The organism is Luteimonas sp. Soil_N_1, assembly GCF_057656255.1.
In genome coordinates, this window is record NZ_JBDGKS010000003.1 from 217,201 (window position 1) to 238,324 (window position 21,124).

Annotated in this window: 9 protein-coding genes; 6 read left to right on the forward strand and 3 right to left on the reverse strand. The window is 68.7% G+C overall.

The genetic code is table 11. From position 1 onward, the window contains the following. Positions 1-428: 428 nt before the first annotated feature. Positions 429-752, forward strand: coding sequence for a DUF3817 domain-containing protein (locus tag AC3A4E_RS16825; RefSeq protein WP_487632627.1), 324 nt, complete (start codon positions 429-431; stop codon positions 750-752). Positions 753-786: 34 nt separating this feature from the next. Here the strand turns inward: AC3A4E_RS16825 and AC3A4E_RS16830 are convergent, their stop codons facing one another. Next, positions 787-1,221, reverse strand: coding sequence for a helix-turn-helix domain-containing protein (locus AC3A4E_RS16830; RefSeq protein WP_487632628.1), 435 nt, complete (start codon positions 1,219-1,221; stop codon positions 787-789). Between the two features lie 198 nt (positions 1,222-1,419). Further along, the gene (locus tag AC3A4E_RS16835; protein WP_487632629.1) at positions 1,420-4,281 is read right to left on the reverse strand and encodes a serine/threonine-protein kinase; all 2,862 of its coding nucleotides are present in this window, start codon (positions 4,279-4,281) and stop codon (positions 1,420-1,422) included. A 219-nt stretch (positions 4,282-4,500) separates the two neighbouring features. On the opposite strand from AC3A4E_RS16835, the gene AC3A4E_RS16840 reads away from it, so the two are divergent. The 3 genes from AC3A4E_RS16840 to AC3A4E_RS16850 all read left to right on the forward strand — a co-directional run bounded on the left by AC3A4E_RS16840 (position 4,501) and on the right by AC3A4E_RS16850 (position 17,895). Next, entirely contained in the window at positions 4,501-5,052 is a 552-nt protein-coding gene (locus tag AC3A4E_RS16840; RefSeq protein ID WP_487632630.1) for an ECF-type sigma factor, read from the forward strand. A gap of 365 nt (positions 5,053-5,417) precedes the next feature. Next, positions 5,418-7,211 carry a ShlB/FhaC/HecB family hemolysin secretion/activation protein gene (locus tag AC3A4E_RS16845; RefSeq protein WP_487632631.1) on the forward strand — a complete coding sequence of 598 codons (1,794 nt, stop codon included), beginning with the start codon at positions 5,418-5,420 and terminating at the stop codon, positions 7,209-7,211. 10 nt (positions 7,212-7,221) lie between these two features. Continuing rightward, the gene (locus AC3A4E_RS16850) at positions 7,222-17,895 is read left to right on the forward strand and encodes a two-partner secretion domain-containing protein (RefSeq protein WP_487632632.1); all 10,674 of its coding nucleotides are present in this window, start codon (positions 7,222-7,224) and stop codon (positions 17,893-17,895) included. A gap of 134 nt (positions 17,896-18,029) precedes the next feature. Here the strand turns inward: AC3A4E_RS16850 and AC3A4E_RS16855 are convergent, their stop codons facing one another. Further along, positions 18,030-18,866 carry a class I SAM-dependent methyltransferase gene (locus tag AC3A4E_RS16855; protein ID WP_487632633.1) on the reverse strand — a complete coding sequence of 279 codons (837 nt, stop codon included), beginning with the start codon at positions 18,864-18,866 and terminating at the stop codon, positions 18,030-18,032. A gap of 126 nt (positions 18,867-18,992) precedes the next feature. On the opposite strand from AC3A4E_RS16855, the gene AC3A4E_RS16860 reads away from it, so the two are divergent. Then, positions 18,993-20,087 carry an ABC transporter substrate-binding protein gene (locus AC3A4E_RS16860; protein WP_487632634.1) on the forward strand — a complete coding sequence of 365 codons (1,095 nt, stop codon included), beginning with the start codon at positions 18,993-18,995 and terminating at the stop codon, positions 20,085-20,087. A gap of 264 nt (positions 20,088-20,351) precedes the next feature. Then, positions 20,352-21,062 (forward strand): outer membrane protein, encoded by a 711-nt coding sequence (locus AC3A4E_RS16865; RefSeq protein ID WP_487632635.1) that lies wholly within the window; start codon positions 20,352-20,354, stop codon positions 21,060-21,062. The last annotated feature ends 62 nt before the right edge of the window (positions 21,063-21,124 follow it).

Below are 21,124 nucleotides of genomic sequence, written 5' to 3' on the forward strand. Positions count from 1 at the left end.
CACTGCACCGGCACGCCAGATGGCAAGGCCGATTCGAGCGCGGCGTCAAGCTCCTGCAGCATTTCCCGGCGCCGCGTTCGCCCTGGCGCGCGGCAGTATCCGCGAGGTCCTGCAGCTCGATCAGCGTCAGCGTGTAGCCGGGATCTTCCAACGCAGCGCTGGTATCGGCAGGTGCCAGCGCAGATGCGGCCGTCGCGACGAGAGCTTCGCGTTCGAGCGTGCGTTCGCGGGCGCGGGCATCGAGCAGCGTCATGGTCAGCCGCACGAGCGACTTTGATGCCGCGCGCTGCGCGTCGATCACCGTCATGGTCGCTTGTGGTGGGTGCGGGACGGGAATCCTGGAGGGATCCGCGTTGAAAATGGGCATCGAGAGGCATCACGCGACGACACGCCCATTACACTGCGATGCCCTGTCCACGGAACACCGCATGCCGCCTCGTCCGCTGTCCGCCGCCGGTCGTATCTTCGTCGCCGCGGCGTTCTTCGAAGCCCTGACCTGGGCCGGACTGCTGGTCGGCATGTTGCTCAAGTACGGCACGCAGACCACCGACCTCGGTGTGTGGTTCTTCGGCCGACTGCACGGTGTTGCATTCCTGGTGTATGTCGTCGTCAGCCTGTTCGCATGGATCCGTCTGCGCTGGCCGTTATGGGCGGTGCTGGTCGCTCTGCTCGCCGCGATTCCGCCGCTGGTGACGATCCCGGTGGAAATGTGGTTCCGCCGGCGCGGCCTGCTGTCCACACCGTTGCGTTGAGCGCAGCTGACGACAGGCGCTCCTGCAGGAAGCCTCAGGCGCAGTGCGTGGACACGCGCAACGTCGGCGGTGTCCGCTCCCGCCTGCACTGGCTGCGCCAGCGCGAGGGCGACATCCCGAAGCGGGCCTGGAAGGCACGCTGGAACTGGCGTTCCGATTCGAATCCCAGGTCGTAGAGCAGCCACGTGATGCTGTGCTCGGGCTCGGCATGCAGCCGATGCCGGGCTGCGAGCAGCCGGCGCTCGCGGATGTAGCGCGCGACGCCGCCGAGCGGCTGGAACATGCGGTACAGCGTGGGGCGCGACACGAAGAACAACCGCTGGAGCATCTCGCAATCCAGTGCGGGATCGTCGAGATGCGCCTCGATACAGCGCAGGATCCGCGACACGCGTGGGTCGTCGCCACCAGCCTCGACCGTCCGCCAGCCCCTGACGGCGGCGGTGCCGTCCAGTCCCTCGATCCGTTCCATGCGCAGCCCCCTGTGCGGAGGCTGCATCGCCCCCAATCAGGCAATGCGCAGAACGATGCGGAAACCCATCAGGCCACCTTCAATCGGACGCGGGTGGACGTCCGGCACCCTGATCGGCGGTCCATCGTCCCGGGGGCGCGGGCACAGCGCCACGATGCCGCGTGGCCGTCGCAGCGAGAACTCAATGGCGCGTGCCGGTCACCACTGCGCCACGGGCGGCATGTCCAGCGCGATGCTCGAGTCCTGCCCGGTCTCGCGCGGTTGTGGCAGATCCGCAGGCAGGCGGACGCCGAGCGTGCGGGCGAGCGGGCGGGCGGTCTGCAGGAAGTCGGCGTTGACCGCCAGCTCCGTCAGAGCCGGCAATGCGCGTGCCAGTTCCTGCCGGGCCTGCGCCTGCTGGTTGTTCCGGAACAGTGCGTCGGCCCAGAGCACACGCCATTTCGCCGTCGCCGTGCTGTCGCTGCCGTACTGGTCGGAGAAGATCTCCACCACCTTGCCCCAGTTCGTCGCCGCGTCCGCGTAGTGGCCCGAGCGGGTCGCCAACAGCGCGTCCTGCATGCGCCAGCGCAGCCACAGCGGTTCGGGCACCGCGTCGCGCGCTTCGGCGAGCCGGTCCAGGCGCGCGCGTGCCTGGGCAAAGCGTCCCGAGCGGATGTCCCACTCCACCTCGATCAGTTCGACCGTGAGTGCTCCTGGGCTGTCCTCGCCCGCGCGCGCGCGCTGGAACCGCGCGGCTTCCCGCAGCAGGGGCCCCGCCTCGTCCAGTTGCTGCATCCGCATCAGCAGTCTGGCGAGCGTCATCTGCATGCCCATCGGCCCGGGATGCTCCCGGCCCAGGAGTTGCCGGTTCAGATCGAGTGCCTCGCGATAGATGGACAGCGCTGCGGGCAGATCTCCGCTGGCCTCTTTCACCACGCCGTAGCCGAAGCGTGCGGACGCCCATGTAGTGGAGCGCGGCCCTTCCACGGCCTCGATGCTGCGCAGCGCCTGTTCGAAGGTGCGCGTGGCGGCGTGGTAGCGCCCGAAATCCAGATACATGCCGGCCAGCCAGCGTTCGGCGTCGGCGGTGTGGCGGCTGTTCGCGCCGTACAGCCGCTGCGCCAATGCGACTGCTTCTTCGGCCTGCGCAGTCGCCTGATCGGTCCTGCCGGCCGCCTGGTGGGTCAGGGACAGGGCATAGAGGCTGCGCTGGTATTCCACGCTCTGCAGGCCATGGGTTTTCGCCGAGTCCGACAGCGCCTGCTCCAGGATCGAGGTCGAGCGTTCGAGGTGCCCCTGTGTGCGGTAGACGGCACCCAGACTGCGCATCACGTCGAGTGTGGCGTGCGAGTCCTGCGTATCGGCCAGTGCCAGCGCGTCCTGCAGCACGGCCTCTGCCGCTGCGGCGTCCCCGAGTCCGGCCTGGGCCACTGCAAGTGCATGCAGGGCGGTCAGGCGCGTCGGCGCGGCGGCGATCGGGGACGCATCAAGCAGTGTCGTCGCGTGTCGTGCCTGTTCCATCGCGCGCGGGTACTCGCCGGACTGGCTCGCAAGCCGGGAGAGATCCGCATGCACACCGGCTGCTTGCGTCCGCTCGCCGGACCGCTCCAGCGCCTCGGCCGCGTGCGTGAGCAGTTCCGTGGCGATGACCGGCTGCCCGAGATTCATGTAGGCACGGCCGAGTACGGTGTTGAGCCGCGCACGCAACGCCGGCGCCGCCGACAGATCCTGGTCGATCCGGATGCGGGCCTGGTCCAGGACGTCCCGTGCACTGGGTTCGCGGCCCTGCTGGATGACCGGGTCGACGGCCTGGAACGAAGCGGCGAGGAAGTCGCTCACATGCGAGGCGAGCTGGGCGTTGCTTTCCGCATCGGTGCGGGCGTCCGCCAGACGCTGCACCATCAGCCCGGCCCCGGTCGCGACCGCGACCGCAATGAGCGCCGACCGCCAGTGCCGTCGTAGTGCCAGACCCGTTGCATGCGCGCGTGCCCGGGGGCGGGCGGAGACCGGACGGTGTTCGAGATAACGCGCAAGGTCGCGGGCCAGTGCGTCCGCGCCCTGGTAGCGGTCGGCAGGCTGCAATGCGCAGGCTTTCTCCACGATGGCATCGAGATCGCCGCGCAGCCGCCGACGCAGCGCGGGCGCCAGCGTCGCATGCGTGCTCGGACGTGCGATAGGCGTGCGCGTGTCCTGCGGACGTCGCGACGCGGAATGCCCGGTCAGGAGTTCGGCGAGCATGACGCCGAGACTGAAAACGTCGGCAGGCGCACCCACGTTGCGGCCTTCGAGCAGTTCCGGGCTGCCATAGGCAGGGCTGGCGAAGATGGCGGGCTGCGCGGCCCCGAGGCGCCCCTCTCCCAGCAGGCGTGCGATGCCGAAATCCAGCAGGACCGGGCGGCCGTCCGCGTCGACCAGAATGTTGCCGGGCTTGAGATCGCAGTGGACGATCAGTTGCGTATGCGCGTCATGCACGATCGCGCAGATCGCCTGCATCAGACGCAGCTTCGCGGGCAGATCCAATGTCGCGGCATACGCATCGAGCGTCGTGCCCTCGACGTATTCCATCACCAGATAGGCGCGCCCGTCGCCGGAGATGCCGGCGTCGTACAGACGTGCGATGCCGGGGATTTCCAGACCGGCCAGAATCTGCCGCTCTTCGACCAGACGTTCCGCAGACGGCACGTCGTGGCGTCGCTGCAGCAGCTTGATGGCGACCCGTCGCTCGTACAGCGCATCGGCCCGGCTGGCGAGAAACACGACCCCCATGCCACCCACACCGATCGGCTGCAGCAGTTTCCACGGCCCCAGATGCTGGCCGACCATCGCCTCGGGCGCGATCGGTTCCAGCGTGCGCGCCTGGGCCATGGACCGCTCCACGCTGTGCAGCTGCTGCGTCCGCGCACGCAGCAGATCGAGCGTGGCGCGGATGTCCTCCACGTCGTGACCCAGCCGCACGAGCGTGTCTTCCCACTGTTCGGCGGGCAGGTCACAGACGGCGTCGAACAACGATCCGACCCGCTGCCACTGCCGTGTTTCGCCGCCGCCCGGATCGGCCGGCGCGTTTAACTGGGAATCGTGCATTCCACTCGGATTCGGAGGCTGGACATCGCGGGCCGGGGCGGTGCGCTGTATCCGGAGCGCGGCCACCGGAGATGACGAAAATGGTAGCGCAAACCCGTCATTCCCGATTCCGGTCCCGGCACCTGACCATCCGTGCAAGGTGGACCGTCATGCATCGTTGTCGTCAGAATCTCCGTTCCGCGCATCCGTTTCCGCGAACGCGCATCCCGTGGAGGCCTGGTGGGCGTTTCAGACGATGACGGGATTACCCAGTTGATCGTCTCCTGGCAGCAGGGCGATCGTGGGGCCGGGGACGACCTCGCAGGTCTGGTGTACCGGCAGCTGCACAGCGCGGCCAGTGGACGCCTGGCGCGCGAGCATGCCGCGCCGCTGCAGCCCACCGAGCTGGTGAACGAAGCCTGGTTGCGGCTGGCGGCCAGCGGGCAGGACTTCGCCTCCCGTCATCATTTCTACGCCACTGCATCCCTGCAGATGCGGCACTTCCTGGTGGACCTTGCGCGGCGGCAGGCCAGCGCCAAGCGCAGTGGTGCCCATGTCACGCTTACCGTGCAGCTGGAGGCGCCGGGCACGCCGCCGGCCGACCTTGCGACGCTGGCCGATGCACTCGCGCAACTGGCGCGGATCGATGCCCGCAAGGCCGACGTGGTCTGCCTCAAGGAACTCGCAGGCCTGACGGTCCCGGAGATCGCCGAAGCACTGGCGGTGTCGGTGCCCACGGTCGAGCGGGACCTCCGGTTCGCGCGGGCCTGGCTGGCGTCCAGGTTGGCCTGAGTCCGGCGGTTGCTGCATGCGGCTGGCTCCGATGCTGCGCCGACACCTGCGAGCCGGGACGCGATCCACGCCCGGGCCCATCCAGAAGCCGTGTCGGACGCCCGGCACGGACGATCGTCCGCGACCGGTCGCGATTGAGACGATTCGTCGCGTGCCGATCGCGGCATCGTTCTAGCTTGGGCGCTGTGGTCCCGATGCACGCGCATACGGGTGTGCCGCGGTGTCGCGCAGGTACCCGCCGTGTCGGGAGTGCCCGTGTACCCGCAGGGGAATGCCGGCGCCACGGCGCTGGCTGGCAGTTGCGACGGTGCTTGGACTGGCTGCCATCGCGGCGGCGTAGATGATGTGGTTCAAGGAGCAGGGGCATGTTCGAGTTTGCAGGGACGCAATGGCGTCCGCGTGCGCGTGTGTCGCGCAAATGTCTGGCGCGTGCATGTGCACTCGGCCTGATGGCGCCGGCACTGGCGTTTGCGCAGGGCGTCCCGCCACCGACCGGCTGGCAGCCCGGCGACCAGGAAGACGCCCTGCGTGCGCCGCTGCGCCAAGCGGTGCCGGACGTGCCCGTGGTGCCGCCGGTGCGCGAGCGCGCGCAGGCGCCGGTCAGCGAGGTCGAGATCCGCGGCTTCCGCATCAGCGGCGTGGGCGAGCATCCCGGACACGGCATCACGCCGGCTGCCATGCAGGCGCTGCTCGACGCGCGTTTCGCAGCGCTGGCGGGCGGCGCCGATCGCGTGACGCTCGATTTCGACCGGATCGCCGATGTCGCGACGACTGTCACCGCGGCCTATCGCGAGGCGGGGTTCGTGGTGTCGACGGCCTACCTTCCGGCGCAGTCGATCGGCGATGACGGCATCGTTGAAATCGCGGTGCTCGAAGGACGTCTGGGCCAGGTGATCGTCGAGGGCAACGACCGCGTGCGCGCGTCGACGATCGCGGCCCCCGCACGGCGACTGGCGGGCGACACGCTGCATCGCGACGCGCTGGAAGCCGCGCTGCTCACGATGCGCGACATTCCCGGCGTGGCGACCTCGGCCGTGCTGCAGCCCGGCGCCGCCACCGGCGAGACCGATCTGCTCGTCACCGCCACCGACGAGGCGCGTCCGTACGCGATCTCCATCGGTGCCAGCAACCACGGCATCGAACTGACCGGCCGCTACCGGGCGCAGATCGGCCTGGCCTGGCGCAACGCGCTGGGGCTGGGCGACGTGCTCAGTGTGGGCTACGCGCGTGGCTACGACCCGGCGCAGAGCGACTTCGCCTCGTTCGGCTGGAACGTGCCGGTGCCGAGCATCGACGGGCTGTCGCTGGCCGCCGGCTACAGCCGCAGCGAGATGGAAGTCACGCGCGGCCCGTTCGCGCAGCTCAACCTCACCGGTCCGACCAACGTCGCCCAGGTCGGCGCCGACTGGCGCTTCCTCAACCGTCCGACGCTGCAGATGCAGGGCACACTGCGTTACGTGCGCGAGCGCTCGCAGCTGCAGGTGTTCGGTGGCATGCGCCTGTCCGATCAGGCATTCGATGTCGTGGACCTCGGCTACGTCATGCGGCACATCGACCGCGGGACGCGTGGCGTCAACCTGCTGCAGGCGAACGTGCGCCATGCCGTCGACGACCGCTCGGCGCCGGGTGTCGACTCGATCACGCCCGACCGCACGAGTGATTTCACCCTGCTGCGGCTGTCGCTTGCACGCATGCAGTACCTCACACCGTCGCAGCGTGTGTTCGGGCGCGTGTACGGGCAATACACCGATGACGTGCTGGTGCCGATGGAGCAGATCGCACTCGGCGGCCCGGACAGCATCCGGTCTCTGCCGATGTCCGATGCACTCGGCGACCGCGGCTACCAGGCCACGCTCGAATACCAGGTCGACGCACCGGGTTTCGGCGATGTCGCCTCGCCATTCGGCGGACGTCCCTGGCGTGACCTGCTGCAGTTCGAGGTGTTCGCCGATTACGGCCGGGTGACCGCATCACCACGCAGCCTGTCGCCGGCGCAAGGCCGCACCTACAACGGTGCGGGCGCGGGTGTCGTGTTCCGGCTGCCGCATCTCCACAACCTCGAACTGCGCGTCGCCGGCGCGGTGCCCGTGGGTGGCAAGTTCGATGCATCCGATCGCGACGATTTCCGGGTCTGGGCCCGGTTCGGCATGACGTTCTGAGGAACCTGAAATGAACCGTATCTACAGTCTGGTCTTCAACCGTGCCATCGGCCGCATGCAGGTCGCGTCCGAGCTCGTGCGCCGTCGTGGCGCCGCAGGTGCCACCGCGACCGCATGCCCCGCACCCGTCCCCGCATTGCTCGCCCTGCTGCTGGCGGTGGCGACCGGCAGCGTCTGGGCGCAGGTGGCACCGGATCCGACACAGCTGCCGACCGGCGAGGTGGTCGGTGGTGGCATCGCCAGCATCAGCCGCGATGGTTTGACGCTGCTGATCCAGCAGAACCTGGACCGTGGCCTGATCACCTGGGACACGTTCGACATCGGCAAGGATGCGGGCGTCAGGATCGAACAGCCCAACGTCAACGCCGCACTGCTGAACTACATCCTGGACAGCGACGCCAGCCAGATCTTCGGCCGCATCGATTCCAATGGCGCGGTGTTCCTGATGAACCGCAACGGCATCCATGTCGCGTCCGGTGCGTCGATCAACGTCGGCAGCCTCGTGGCCACTTCGCTGGTGATACAGGACCCGGCCGACTTTCTCGATCCCGCCGCGCAGTACGGGCTGACCTTGTCGAACACGCCGACCGCCCCGGGCATGGTGATCAACCACGGCACCATTTCCGCAACGCACGACGTTCATCTGATCGGCGGCGCAGTATCGAACTCCGGCACCATCAGCGCCGGCCGACAGGCCGGCCTGACCGCCGCATCCCGGGTGGGTCTGACGACCGAGGCGACAGGTCTGCATGTCAGAGCTGAAGCAGCGTCGCAGGCACCGTTCTTCAGCAGTGGCGTGAACAACGTCGGTACCGTCCAGGGGGGGGCGGTCCACCTGCAGTCGCGCTTCGCGGGCGGGATCGTCGGCGCTGCGATCAACACGTCCGGCGTGATCGTCGCCACCGGGTTCGACGGCGTCGGTGGCGATGTCGTCCTGAGTGGCTCGGGGGGCGGTGTGCTGGTCGGCGACGTGAGGGCGCCAGGCGGCAGTGCCCGGATACTCGGCAGCGACGGCATCGCGTTGCGGGGCGACATCAGTACCGGCGATCTCTCGATGTCCGCCGGCGGCGCGATCACGCAGGCGCAGGACGCCACGCTCGACATCGCCTCGTCCATGACCGTGGACAGCGCGACCTCGGTTTCACTTGGGTCCGCCGGCAATATTTTCGGTGGCAGGACCTCGCTCGCCCATGGTGGCGACGCGACGCTCGTGTCGGCGGAAGGACTGCACTTCGGCCCATTGTCGGTGGGCAATCTGGACGCACGCAGCGCAGGCGGCATGGTGTTCGATGGGGGGACTGTCCGTGGCACGCTGCGCGCCGGGTCTGCCAGCGGCGCGATCACCCAGACCGGTGGACTGGTCGTCACGGGCGCCAGTGTGCTCGACGCCGCTGCTATCACGCTCACCCATGCAGACAACGACTTCCAGGGTGCGGTGGGTCTCTCGAGCAGCGGTAACGTAGCGATCGTCGATACCAATGCGCTGTCGCTGGGTGCGGTGACGGTCGGCGGCAGCCTGTCGGCCAACGTGGGCACATCACTCGGACTGGGCAGCGGCATCGTCGGCAATGCACTTCTCGCGCAGGCCGGCAACGACATCGGGCAGTCCGGCGCGCTGTCGGTCGCGGGTGCATCGACGTTCAACGCCGGCGGTGCGATCTCGCTGGAGCACGCTGACAACGCGTTCGGCGGGGTTGTCGGCCTGACGTCGGGTGGCCGCAGCGGCATCCGCAATCGGGGTGCGTTGACGCTTTCGCAGCTCGCTGTGGGCAGCCTGGACGTGACCAGCAGCAGCCCGGCGTTCTCCACCGGCCTCAGCTTCAGCGGCGGCGCGGTCCGCGGCGCACTGTCCGCCACTTCGACGGGCGCCATCGTGCAGACGGGCGCGCTGAGTGTGGCGGGTGCGACGACGCTGCAGAGCAATGGCGATATCAGGTTCGACAACGGCCGCAATGCCTTCGGCGGCACGGTGTCGCTGGGCGGAAACAACGTGTACATCAGCGACGCCGCGATGCTCCGCTTCGGCACGCTGAACGTCGGCGCCCTGATTGCAAGAGCACCGCAGCTGCGGCTGTCCGGACCGGTCACCACCCAAGGGTGGCAGAACTACGACGGTGACCTCCTGCTCGAACGCGATACGCAGCTCACCAGCACCAACGGCGCTGTCGATTTTCGTGGCCGCGTGGATGGTGCTTACGCACTCGGCGTCAATGCCCGCTGGTCGACGTTCAACGGCGACATCGGCAGCGCGACTGCGCTGTCGTCGTTCGATACGCGCAGTGTCCGCGACCGGACGACGATCGGTGGCAACCTCACCACCACCGGCAACATCGCGTTCGGCGTGGCGGATGTCTCCACCGGTAACTACACGGTGCGCAGCACGGGCGGCTCGATCGCGATGACGGGGCCCCTCGACGCGGTCGTCAACGGCCAGGGTCGACTGACGCTCGCAGCCCGCGACGCGGTCGCGTTGGGCGCCGCTGCCGGCGCGCGTAATCCGCTGCAGGCGTTGACGCTCGAAGGGGCGACGGTCTCCGCGCGCGGCATTCGCGTAACCGATGCACTGACTGTGCACAGCGGTAGCGCCTTCACCCAGCAGGGCGCCTACAACGTCGGCGGCAACGCCCGCTTCGTGGCCGGTGGCGACATCATCCTGGGCGACGCCGCCAATCGCTTCGACGGCTGGCTGTCGCTCGATGGCGAGCATGCGGTCGTCAATGCCGCGTCGGTGCTGGCGCTCAACGGCCTCGACGTGTCGAGCCTGACCGCGACCAGCGGGGACACTCTGTTTCTGTCCAACGCGAGGATCGCGGGCGATGCCACGCTCGTCGGCAACCGCGTATCGATGGGTGCATTCGACATCGACGGCGATCTGGACGTGCAGGCAGTCGGCGGCGACCTGAGTTTCGCGGGTGGCCGCGTCGGCGGCGGCCTCGTCGCGTCCACCGGCGGGGAAATCAACCAGTTGGGCGCGTTGGACATCGGAGGGGCGGCATCGTTCGACGCTGCCCGCGGGATCTGGCTGGGTCTTGACGCCAACCGGTTCGATGGCGACGTGGGCGTACGTGCCGGCCACAACGTGCTTCTGCGCGGCCAGAACACGCTGCGGGTGGTCGACCTCGCCAGCGGTGCCGGACGCAATGTCGAACTCGCAGGCGACACGCTGGAACTCGCCACCGCCGTCGACACCGGTGCGGGACACTTGAGACTGCGCTCGAAGATTGGCGCCCTGTCGCTGGGCCATGCAATCGGCGGCAACGCCGTGACCCTGCACGGCGCGGACGGACTGGTGCTGGGTGCCGATGTCTCGGCGGCCGGCACGCTCGCGTTGTCGAGCGGCGTCGACATCATCCAGACCGGTGGTCGGATCGGCGCGGGCGGCGCGACGACCCTCGATGCAGTGCGCGATGTGGATCTGCGCGGCGCCGGCAACGACTTCAGTGGACGGGTCGACGTGCGTGGCCGTCACGTCGCGATCCGCGACAGCAACACCCTGGCGTTCGGCCAGGTGAACGCGGCCAGCCTCGATGTGCAGGCGACGACGATCCGCATGGCGTCTGCCATCTCCACGTCGGGCGACCAGACCTACCGGGGCGGCGTCGTACTCGATGCCGACACGGCGCTGGACAGCGCGTCGGGTGACATCGCGTTCACCGGCACGGTCGACTCGGCCGCCAATGGCCGGCACGCCCTGACCTTGCGTGCAGGTGACGGCGGCGTGCGCTTTGCCGGTGCAATCGGCGGCAGCCAGGCGCTCGCCGGGCTTGACGTCGACGCGGCACGCATCGCGATCGGCGGCGCGCTGATCGTCGACGACGGCACCGGTGGCGGCAACCTGGCGCTTACGTCCGGCAGCGGCGGCATCGCCCAGTCGGGTGCATTCCAGGTCAGGGGCGACACGCGTCTGGCGACGCAAGGCAGTGCGATCAACCTGACCCGTGCCGACAACGATTTCAGTGGACAGGTCGACATCGTCGATGCCGGCGCCGTGGCGATCACGGATCGCAACGCGCTGACCTTCGGCAGCGTGTCCGCGGCCTCGCTGTCCGCAAGCAGCGCGGGACCGCTCGATCTCGGCACGACGACACTCATCGGTGCGCTGGACGCCCGCTCGAACGGTGGCGTGATCAGCCAGAGCGGTGCGCTGACGATCGGCGGCAACGTAGTCATCGACGCGCTGGGCGGTCGCATCACGCTGGACAATGCCGGCAACGATTTCCGCCAGACGGTCTCGATGCGGGGCGGGGCGGTCTCGATCCATGACGCCAACGCATTGCGGCTGGGCACCGTGCAGGCCAGGTCGCTCGACGTCAGCAGCCATGGCGCGCTCGATCTCGGTACGACATCGGTACAGAGCGCACTGCGCGCCAACTCGAACGGCGGAACGATCACCCAGACCGGCGCACTGACGATCGGCGGCACCAGCGCGCTCGATGCCGGTACCGGCGACATCACCTTGACCCACGCAGGCAATGATTTCGCCGGCACGGTCGCGCTGGCCGGACGCGACGTCGCGATCCGCGACGCGAGCACGCTGGCACTTGGGGTTGTCGATGCGCGCAATCTGAGCGCGACCGCGACCACGATCGCCCTGCGCGGGAACGTGTCGAGTGACGAAGACCAGGATTACACGGGCGCGGTGCGGCTCGATGCTGACGTGGCGCTCGCCGCTGGCGGGGATGTCGCCTTCGGCGGCACGGTCGACGGCGCGCAGGCGCTGCAGATCGAAGCCGGCGAGCAGGTGCGTTTCAACGGCGCTGTCGGCAGCAGTGCCGCACTGGACCGACTCGAGATCGATAGTGGCAGCTTCGTCGCATCGGATGCGATCACCCTCGACGGTGATCTGAAGATTGCCGTCGAGACCGGCGGCATCGCGCAGTCAGGCGCGTTCGACATTCGCGGCGCTACCCTGCTCGGCACGAACGGCGGCGACATCACGCTGACCCATGCGGGTAATGATTTCGCCGGCACGGTCGACATCGTGGATGGTGGTGCGGTCACCCTCGTCGATCGCAATGCGCTGCGGCTTGGCAACGTGACTGCCGCGTCGCTGGACGCGACCAGCCACGGCGCGCTTGGCCTTGGCACCACGGCAGTTGCCGGTGCGCTGTCGGCCACCTCGCACGATGGCGCGATCACCCAGACGGGCGCGCTGTCCGTCGGTGGCATCAGTACGCTCGATGCAGGCACGGGCGACATCACGCTGATCCATACGGGCAATGATTTCGTCGGTACCGTCGCGCTGGCCGGACGCGACGTCGCGATCCGCGACGCGAACACGCTGGTGCTGGGCGAAGTCGACGCACGCAACCTGAGCGTGATTGCCAGCACGATCGCCCTCCGCGGCAACGTGTCGAGCGACGAAGACCAGGACTACACGGGTGCGGTGCGGCTCGATGGTGACGTCGCGTTGGCCGCCGGTGGTGGTGTCGCTTTCGACGGCACAGTCGATGGCGCGCACGCGTTGGACATCGAGGCCGGCAGCAGTGTGCGTTTCGATGGCGCTGTAGGCGGCACGACCGCGCTCGCCGGTCTCGACATCGAGGCCGGCAGCTTCGCGGCATCGGACGCAGTCACCATCGACGGTGATCTGAAGATTGCCGTCGAGACCGGCGGCGTCGCGCAGGCGGGCGCGTTCGACATTCGCGGCGCTACTCTGCTCGACACGCACGGTGGCGACATCACGCTGACCCACGCGGGCAACGATTTCGCCGGCACGGTCGACATCGTGGATGGCGGCGAGGTCGCTATCGTCGATCGCAATGCGCTGCAGTTCGGCAATGTGACCGCCGCGTCGCTCGATGCGACCAGTCATGGTGCGCTTGATCTCGGCACCACCACGCTCGCCGGCGCGTTGGACGCACGTTCGCACGATGGCGCGATCACCCAGACGGGGGCGCTGTCGGTCGGTGGAATCAGTGCGCTAGATGCGGGCGCCGGCGACATCACCTTGACCCACGCGGGCAACGATTTCGCTGGTCCGGTCGCGCTGGCCGGACGCGACGTCGCGATCCGCGACGCGAACACGCTGGCACTTGGCGTTGTCGACGCACGCAATCTGAGCGCGACCGCGCACACGATCGGCCTGCGCGGACCGGTGTCGACCGATGAGGATCAGGCCTACGCGGGCGCGGTGCGGCTCGATGGTGACGTCGCGTTGGCCGCCGGTGGTGGTGTCGCTTTCGGCGGCACGGTCGATGGCGCGCACGCGCTGCAGATCGATGCCGGTGAGCAGGTGCACTTCGACGGTGAGATCGGTGGCATAGCCGCACTCGCAGGTCTCGATATCGAGGCCGGCAGCTTCGCGGCATCGGATGCAGTCACACTCGACGGCGATCTGAAGATTGCCGTCCAGACCGGCGGCATCGCGCAGGCGGGCGCGTTCGACATTCGCGGCACTACCGTGCTCGACACGAATGGCGGCGACATCACGCTGACCCATGCAGGCAACGATTTCACCGGCGCGGTCGATATCGCGGACGGTGGTGCGGTTGCCCTCGTCGATCGCAATGCGCTGCAGCTCGGGAGCGTGACTGCTGCGTCGCTCGATGTGAGCAGTCGTGGTGCGCTCGACCTTGGCAGCACTACGATCACCGGCGCGCTGGACGCACGTTCGCACGATGGTGCGATCACCCAGACGGGTGCGCTGTCGGTCGGTGGCACCAGCATGCTCGATGCAGGCACCGGCGACATCACCCTCGCCCACGCGGACAACGATTTCGCCGGTACCGTCACGCTGGCCGGACGCGACGTCGCGATCCGCGACGCGAACACGCTGGTACTGGGCGCCGTCGACGCACGCAATCTGAGCGTGAACGCGACCACGATCGCCCTCCGCGGGAACGTGTCGAGCGACGAAGACCAGGACTACACGGGTGCGGTGCGGCTCGATGGTGACGTCGCGTTGGCTGCAGGTGGTGGTGTCGCTTTCGGCGGCACGGTCGATGGCGCGCACGCGCTGCAGATCGATGCCGGTGAGCAGGTGCGCTTCGACGGTGCTGTTGGCGTCACGACCGCGCTCGCCGGTCTCGACATCGAGGCCGGCAGCTTCGCGGCATCGGACGCAGTCTCCATCGACGGTGATCTGAAGATTGCCGTCGAGACCGGCGGCATCGCGCAGGCGGGCGCGTTCGACATTCGCGGCGCTACCCTGCTCGACACGCACGGTGGCGACATCACGCTGACCCACGCGGACAACGATTTCGCTGGCACGGTCGACATCGTGGATGGCGGCGCGGTCGCCATCGTCGATCGCAATGCGCTGCAGCTCGGCAATGTGACCGCCGCGTCGCTCGATGCGACGAGCCACGGTGCGCTCGGCCTTGGCACCGCCACGATCGCCGGCGCGCTGGACGCACGTTCGCACGATGGCGCGATTACACAGACGGGCGCGCTGTCGGTCGGTGGCATCAGTACGCTCGATGCGGGCGTCGGTGACATCACGCTGCTGCAGGCGAACAACCGCTTTGCCGGCACGGTTGCACTCACCGGTGGCGATCTCGCGATCCGTGCTGCCGATACCCTGGCGTTGGGCGGCGTCGACGCACGCAACCTGCACGCGTCAGCGAGCACGATCGCCCTGCGCGGCAACGTGTCGAGTGATGAGGATCAGAACTTCGCAGGCGCGGTGCGGCTCGAGGACGACGTGGCGCTGGCCGCCGGTGGCGGTGTCGCCTTCGGCGCCACGCTCGACGGCGCACACACGTTGGACATCGAGGCCGGCAACAGCGTGCTTTTCGAAGGTGCGATCGGTGGCACAACCGCACTCGCAGGTCTCGACATCGAGGCCGGCAGCTTCGCGGCATCGGACGCAGTCATCATCGACGGTGATCTGAAGATTGCCGTCGAGACCGGCGGCATCGCGCAGTCGGGCGCGTTCGACGTTCGCGGCACTACCGTGCTCGGCACGAACGGCGGCGACATTACGCTGGCCCATGCGGGCAACGATTTCGCCGGCACAGTCGACATCGTGGATGGCGGCGCGGTCGCCATCGTCGATCGCAATGCGCTGCAGCTCGGCAATGTGACCGCCGCGTCGCTCGATGCGGCCAGTCATGGTGCGCTTGATCTCGGCACCACTACGCTCGCCGGTGCGTTGGACGCACGTTCGCACGATGGCGCGATCACCCAGACGGGTGCGCTGTCGGTCGGTGGCAGCAGCGCGTTCGATGCGGGCGCCGGAGACATCACCTTGCGCCATGTCGACAACGACTTCGCCGGCGCTGTCTCGCTCGCGGGTGGCGCGGTCACAGTCCAGGACCGCAACGCCCTGCAACTCGGGACGGTCGATACGGGCACGCTGACCGTGACCAGTCACGGCGCACTCGATCTCGGTACCGCCACGGTCTCCGGTGCGCTGGTGGCCACCTCGCACGATGGCGCGGTGACCCAGACCGGCGCACTCGAGGTCGCGGGCACCACGACGATCGATGCCGGCATCGGCGATATCACCCTGACCCACGCCGGCAACGACTTCACTGGTGCGGTCGCAGTTGCAGGTCGTGACATCGCGATCCGCGATGGCGGCACGCTTGCACTGCAGGCCTTGGGGGCGCGCGATCTGCATGCGACGGCGGACACGATCGTGCTGCTGGGCAATGTCGACACGGACGCGCATCAGACCTACGACGGCGCGGTCCGTCTGCAGTCGGACGTGACCTTGACTGCCGGTGGCGATGTGACCTTCGTCGACACCGTCGACGGTGCGCACGCATTGGCGGTCGAGGCCGGCGGTCACGCCGGTTTCGGGGCCGCAGTGGGTGGCGATGCGGCACTGGCGTCCCTGTCGATCGACGCGGGCAGCGTCTCGTTGGCTGCAGGTGTGGATGTGGCGGGTGATCTCGGCATCACCGCACGCAGCGGCGGCATCGCACAGTCCGCCGCGTTCCGTGTTGGCGGCGATGCGGCGTTCGATGCCCGCGGCGGCGCGATTGCGCTGACGGATGACGGCAACGACTTCAGCGGGCGCGTGTCGCTGTCCGGTGGCACGGTCGCGATCGTCGACGCCAATACTCTGCGTCTGGGCCCGGTCGCAGCGGATACGCTGACGGTCAGAAGCCAAGGCGCGCTCGACCTGGGTCAGGGGCGTATCGACGGCGATCTGGTCGCGACCTCGAACGTTGGCGCGGTGACCCAGTCGGGTGCACTGGCGGTCGGCGGCGACAGCACCATCGCGGCAGGCGCGGGCGCGATTACGCTCGACGATGCCGGCAACGACTTCGCCGGTCGCGTGCACCTGGCGGGCGGCGCGGTGACGGTGGCCGACGCGAACGCACTCGCGCTGGGCACGGTGCGCGCGGACGCACTGACCGTCGACAGCCAGGGCGCCCTCGACTTCGGCGATGTCGTCGTTGGCGGTGCACTGGCCGCGCGCAGTGGCGCGGACGGCATCACGCAGTCCAGCGCCTTGCATGTCGGCGGAACCACGCGGATCGATGCGGGCACGGGTGATGTCACGCTGGCGCATGCCGGGAACGACTTCACCGGCACGGTCGACGTGGCAGGGGGCGCGGTGTCGCTGCGTGACGCGAACGACCTGACGCTGTCACGTCTGGCATCCGCTGCCGATCGTGATGTGCAGATCGTTGCAGGCGGTGCGCTCACGTTGCCGGCGCAGGCGATCGATACCGGCACCGGTGCGCTGCAGCTTGTGGCGCGCGGTGGCAGCCTGACCACGCGCGGTGCGCTGGCCGGTGGCGACATCGTCCTGCATGGCGCTTCGGGCATCACCCTCGGTCATGACGTCGATGCCGGTGGCACGCTGGCGCTGGAGAGCGGCGGCGCACTGACGCAGACCGCGGGCCGCATCGCCGCCGGAAAGCTGACCGGTACGGTGGACGGCAGCGCCACGCTCGAGGGCGGCAACCGTATCGACAGACTCGGGGCGTTCTCGGCTGACGGCATCCGCCTGGCGAATGCGCAGTCGCTGGCGATCGACGGCGCCGTGGACGCGGGCGGCAGCCTGCGGCTCGCGATCGACGGCGATCTGGCGATCGACGCGCGTGTCGCTGCCGATGATCTGCGACTGGAGAGCACCGGCGGCATCACCCAGGGCACCGGTGGCCAGCTGGTCGCGCGGACGCTCAGCGGTCGTGCGGGCGGCGCAGTCGTGCTCGGCGATGCCGGCACCTTCGTCGACAACCGGATCGAACGCGTCGGTGATTTCACTGCGCGCAGCGGCTTCAGCCTGACCAATGGACGCGCGCTGACGCTGGCCTCGCTCAACGGCAGTGCGTTCACCGTCGATGCCGGCACGGCAGACGTCTACCTCTCGGTGGTCGGCGACCTGCGCCAGGACGGCACCGACCGGCTCTACAACGGCAGCGGCACCTGGGCCGCGACTGGCGGGATCGGCCAGCCTGCGGCGCCGATCCATGTGACCGGCCTGGACGCCCAGACCGTTGCACGGGTCGGCCAACCGCCGGCGTACTTCCATGCACTGCGACCGGACGGCTCGCTGCTGCCGATCGTGGGCGAGGGCGCGGTCAATATTCCGACGCTGGAATGGGCAGGTCGGGCGCAGGCAGCGAGCATCCACCAGGTCACCTACGTGGACGTTGGTGCCGACGCACCCGCCGCCAGTGCCTACGACGTGGTCGGGGCGGGTATCCGCCTGCCTGCGGACCAGACGCCGACATGCGACCCGGACGTCACCGGCGAGGAATGCGTCGCGGTTGCCCGATGACGTGTTGACCATCGTGTCCCGACATCCGGGCCACCAGGCCCGGTGTCGGGCCTGCTGTGCCGGGCAATTCCGCGCCAGGCGGCTTCAGGGACTGCAGCGTATGAGCGGCATGCTGCCCGGAGGCCGGACGATCCTCAGCGCTTGACCGCGAGCACGCCGTCGAGCGCGAGGTCGGTTTTCAGGCCCGACTTCTCCAGTCGCCGCGCGACTTCGCGCGGGACGTCGCGGCCGCTGGTCAGGCGGTTCGGCGCGCCGGTGTAGTGGAACAGGCGGCCGCCGCGACGCAGGACGCGGGCGAGGTGGTCGTAGAAGACCTGCGAATAGAGTTCGCCGGCGATGCCGAAACGCGGTGGGTCGTGCAGCACCGCGTCGACGCTGGCATCGGCGATGTCGACGATCGCCTGCGAGACATCCGCGTGGGTGAGGTGCAGTCGACCGCCGGTCTCCGGCGCATCGGGGTCGGGCGACCACGGATTGAGCGTGCGCAGCCACAGCACGTCCTCGTTCTTCTCGAACGAACGGATCTGCGCGACGCCCGACGCCAGGCAGCACGCGGCGAAGTAGCCCAGGCCGCCGCAGGTGTCGAGCACGGTCTTGCCGGCCGGGGCGACCAGCGCGACCTTCTGCCGGGCGTCGTCCATGGGCGCGATGCGTGCCGAGACCAGCATCTTGATGCCGTCGATCTCGAAGGTCGGCGTGCCCCACTGCGTCGGCACCAGCTTGATCAGCGAGCGCCCGTAGCGCGACACCGCACCCCACGCGTCGCCGTCCCAGCTGTAGATCGTGCGGTCCTTGAGCTTGCCCGGCCATGGATATGCGGCGCCGCGCCACACCCAGTGCGTGTCGGTGCAGGCCACGGTGTCGACGCTGCGACCCAGATCGAGCGATCCCGTCCAGGTGCCTGCGCCTCGTGCCGCCGACATCGCCTCGGCGGTCTCGCGGGTCAGCAGGGGGCCGGTGGCGTGGGGCATCTCGGGGTCCGGATACGGAACGGGCGGGCATCGTAACCGGTCGACGACGGACCCCTGTCCGATTGCCTGCGCTTCGACGAGAATCGCGGCTCCGGACGGTTGCCGTCCATCGCTGGAATTCGTCGCATGCGCGTTGCCGTCATGACACTGACCGTCTCGGCCGGATTGCTGTTGTCGGGGTGTGGGTTGAACGTGCCGGGGGTCGGCGGCAGCGACGACGCTGCGGCAGTCGCGAAGCCGGACGCGCGCGCGACCGCGCTGGCGATCGACGGCGAGGTCGCGGGCGAGATCACGTCCTCGAGCGGCATCAACTACAGCGATGGCAGCCGCTACCAGCGGTTCTCGATGACGTTGACCGAAGGTCAGGCGGTCTCGCTGTCGCTGGAAGGCGCGCTCGCCGGCACGCTGGCGGTGTTCAACGACAACCAGCTGATCGCCCTTGGCGAAGGTCCGGGTCTGGCCTTCCGCGCGACCACTGCAGGCGACTACATCGTCGCGGTCAGTGGCCGCGGCGCCGAAGCCTTCGGCCCGTTCCGGCTGGGCGCCAAGGCCATCGCCGCCTACGACGGCAAGCCGCTGGTGGGCGAGGGCGAGGTCATGGACTGGCTGACCGGCAGCGCCAAGGACTACACGCTGCAGGTCGAGCGTCCCGGCCTGTACACGATCACGCTGGCGTCGGGCGCGTTCGACGCGATGCTGCGCGTGCGGGGTCCCAACGTCGAGGCGGAGAACGACGACAGCGGCGGCGGTACCGACTCGATGCTGCGCCTGTTCCTCGAGCCCGGCACCTACACCTTGAACGCGGCCGCGCTCGAAGGCGACGGCCGGGGCGAATTCACGCTGGCGGTGCGGTATGCGCCGCTGCCGGGCGGCATGGTCACGCGCGACGGCACGGCGCTGGTCTCGGGTCAGGTCGCGATCGCCCGCGTCGACGGCGGCAGCGGCCGCCGCTTCGTCCTCGATGTGCCGAACGCGGCGCAGGTGACATTCGAAGCGCGCTCCGACGAGTTCGACACCGTGCTGCACGTCAACGGGCCGGGCGGCACCTTCGAGGACGACGACGGGGGCTCGGGCACCAACTCGCGCCTGTCGACGCAGCTTGCCGCGGGACGCTACGAGGTGCGTGTCGAAAGTCTGGGGGGCGGGGCGGGCATGTTCGAAGTGGAAGCGCGCATCGACGGCGTGGATGCGCCGGTCGTGGAAGCGGTGACTGCGCCCTGAATCCGCCCGGGCGACGATGGTCGCGGCATGCGCGATTCGCATGCCGCGACCGTTCGGACAGCGTCCGGTTCCTCATGGCCGTAAACGGAACTTGAACGTATCGGTGTCGATTCCGTGCAAGGCGCGTGAAGGTTTGTGTGCGCTTCAGCCTTGGAGGTCTTTACTGCGGCCCGCGACGCCCCGTTGGCGTTGCGGAATTTCCCCCGCAGACGCGTGATCGAGTGATCGGTCGAGCGCGTCCAAGACCAAGAAAGGATGGCCCCGATGAAGAAGCTTCTGATTCCCGCCGCGATCGCGGCCGCGCTGTGCGCTCCCACCGCCTTCGCCCAGAGCATGGGTGGCGATACCTACCGTCCCGACCTGCAGGTCGGTGAAGGCAACGCCTTCGTCGCCGGCAACCTCGGTCGCACCGACGGCGGCACCGCCGGCCGTTTCGGCACCGGTGACTTCAACGTGTTCGAAAGCCGCGACGGCCGTAAGACGGGCTACGGCCTGGTCGGCGGCTACCGCTGGAAGGTCGCCCCGAGCTTCGGCATCGGCGTCGAGGGTGGTTACACCGACCTGGGCAACATCGTCGTGCGCAATGCGTTCCGCGACGACAACGTGAACCAGCGCGACGACACCAATGCGCTGCGCGGCTGGCAGGTCGGCGGCAATGCGCGCTGGAACGTCGCACCGGCGTGGTACGTCAGTGGCCGCGGCGGTTTCTTCCGCGCGTCCGACAACAACGTCGACTACTACAACTCGGTCGGCCAGGATCTGGGTCTCGAGAGCGGTGGCAGCGATGGCCGCAACAGCTGGTATGCCGGCGTCGGCACCGGCTGGAACGCGACCGAGAACTTCAGCGTCGGTGTGCATTACGACTACTACCGTGCGAAGTCCGGCGACGTGCGTGACCCGGTCTCGGGCGCGCGCTTCGAAGGTCCGAAGCGCTCGACCGCGCTGCTGGGCCTGCAGGCCGAGTACACGTTCTGATCCAGCGGTACTGATCTGTTTCAATGAAGACGGGCGCCCCAGGGCGCCCGTTTTTTTTACAC

Coding starts and splice junctions, on each gene's coding strand:
- AC3A4E_RS16830 (WP_487632628.1), bottom strand. CDS start 1,221: ATGGAACGGATCGAGGGACTGGACGGCACCGCCGCCGTCAGGGGCTGG.
- AC3A4E_RS16855 (WP_487632633.1), bottom strand. CDS start 18,866: ATGCCCCACGCCACCGGCCCCCTGCTGACCCGCGAGACCGCCGAGGCG.
- AC3A4E_RS16850 (WP_487632632.1), top strand. CDS start 7,222: ATGAACCGTATCTACAGTCTGGTCTTCAACCGTGCCATCGGCCGCATG.
- AC3A4E_RS16860 (WP_487632634.1), top strand. CDS start 18,993: ATGCGCGTTGCCGTCATGACACTGACCGTCTCGGCCGGATTGCTGTTG.
- AC3A4E_RS16825 (WP_487632627.1), top strand. CDS start 429: ATGCCGCCTCGTCCGCTGTCCGCCGCCGGTCGTATCTTCGTCGCCGCG.
- AC3A4E_RS16845 (WP_487632631.1), top strand. CDS start 5,418: ATGTTCGAGTTTGCAGGGACGCAATGGCGTCCGCGTGCGCGTGTGTCG.
- AC3A4E_RS16835 (WP_487632629.1), bottom strand. CDS start 4,281: ATGCACGATTCCCAGTTAAACGCGCCGGCCGATCCGGGCGGCGGCGAA.
- AC3A4E_RS16865 (WP_487632635.1), top strand. CDS start 20,352: ATGAAGAAGCTTCTGATTCCCGCCGCGATCGCGGCCGCGCTGTGCGCT.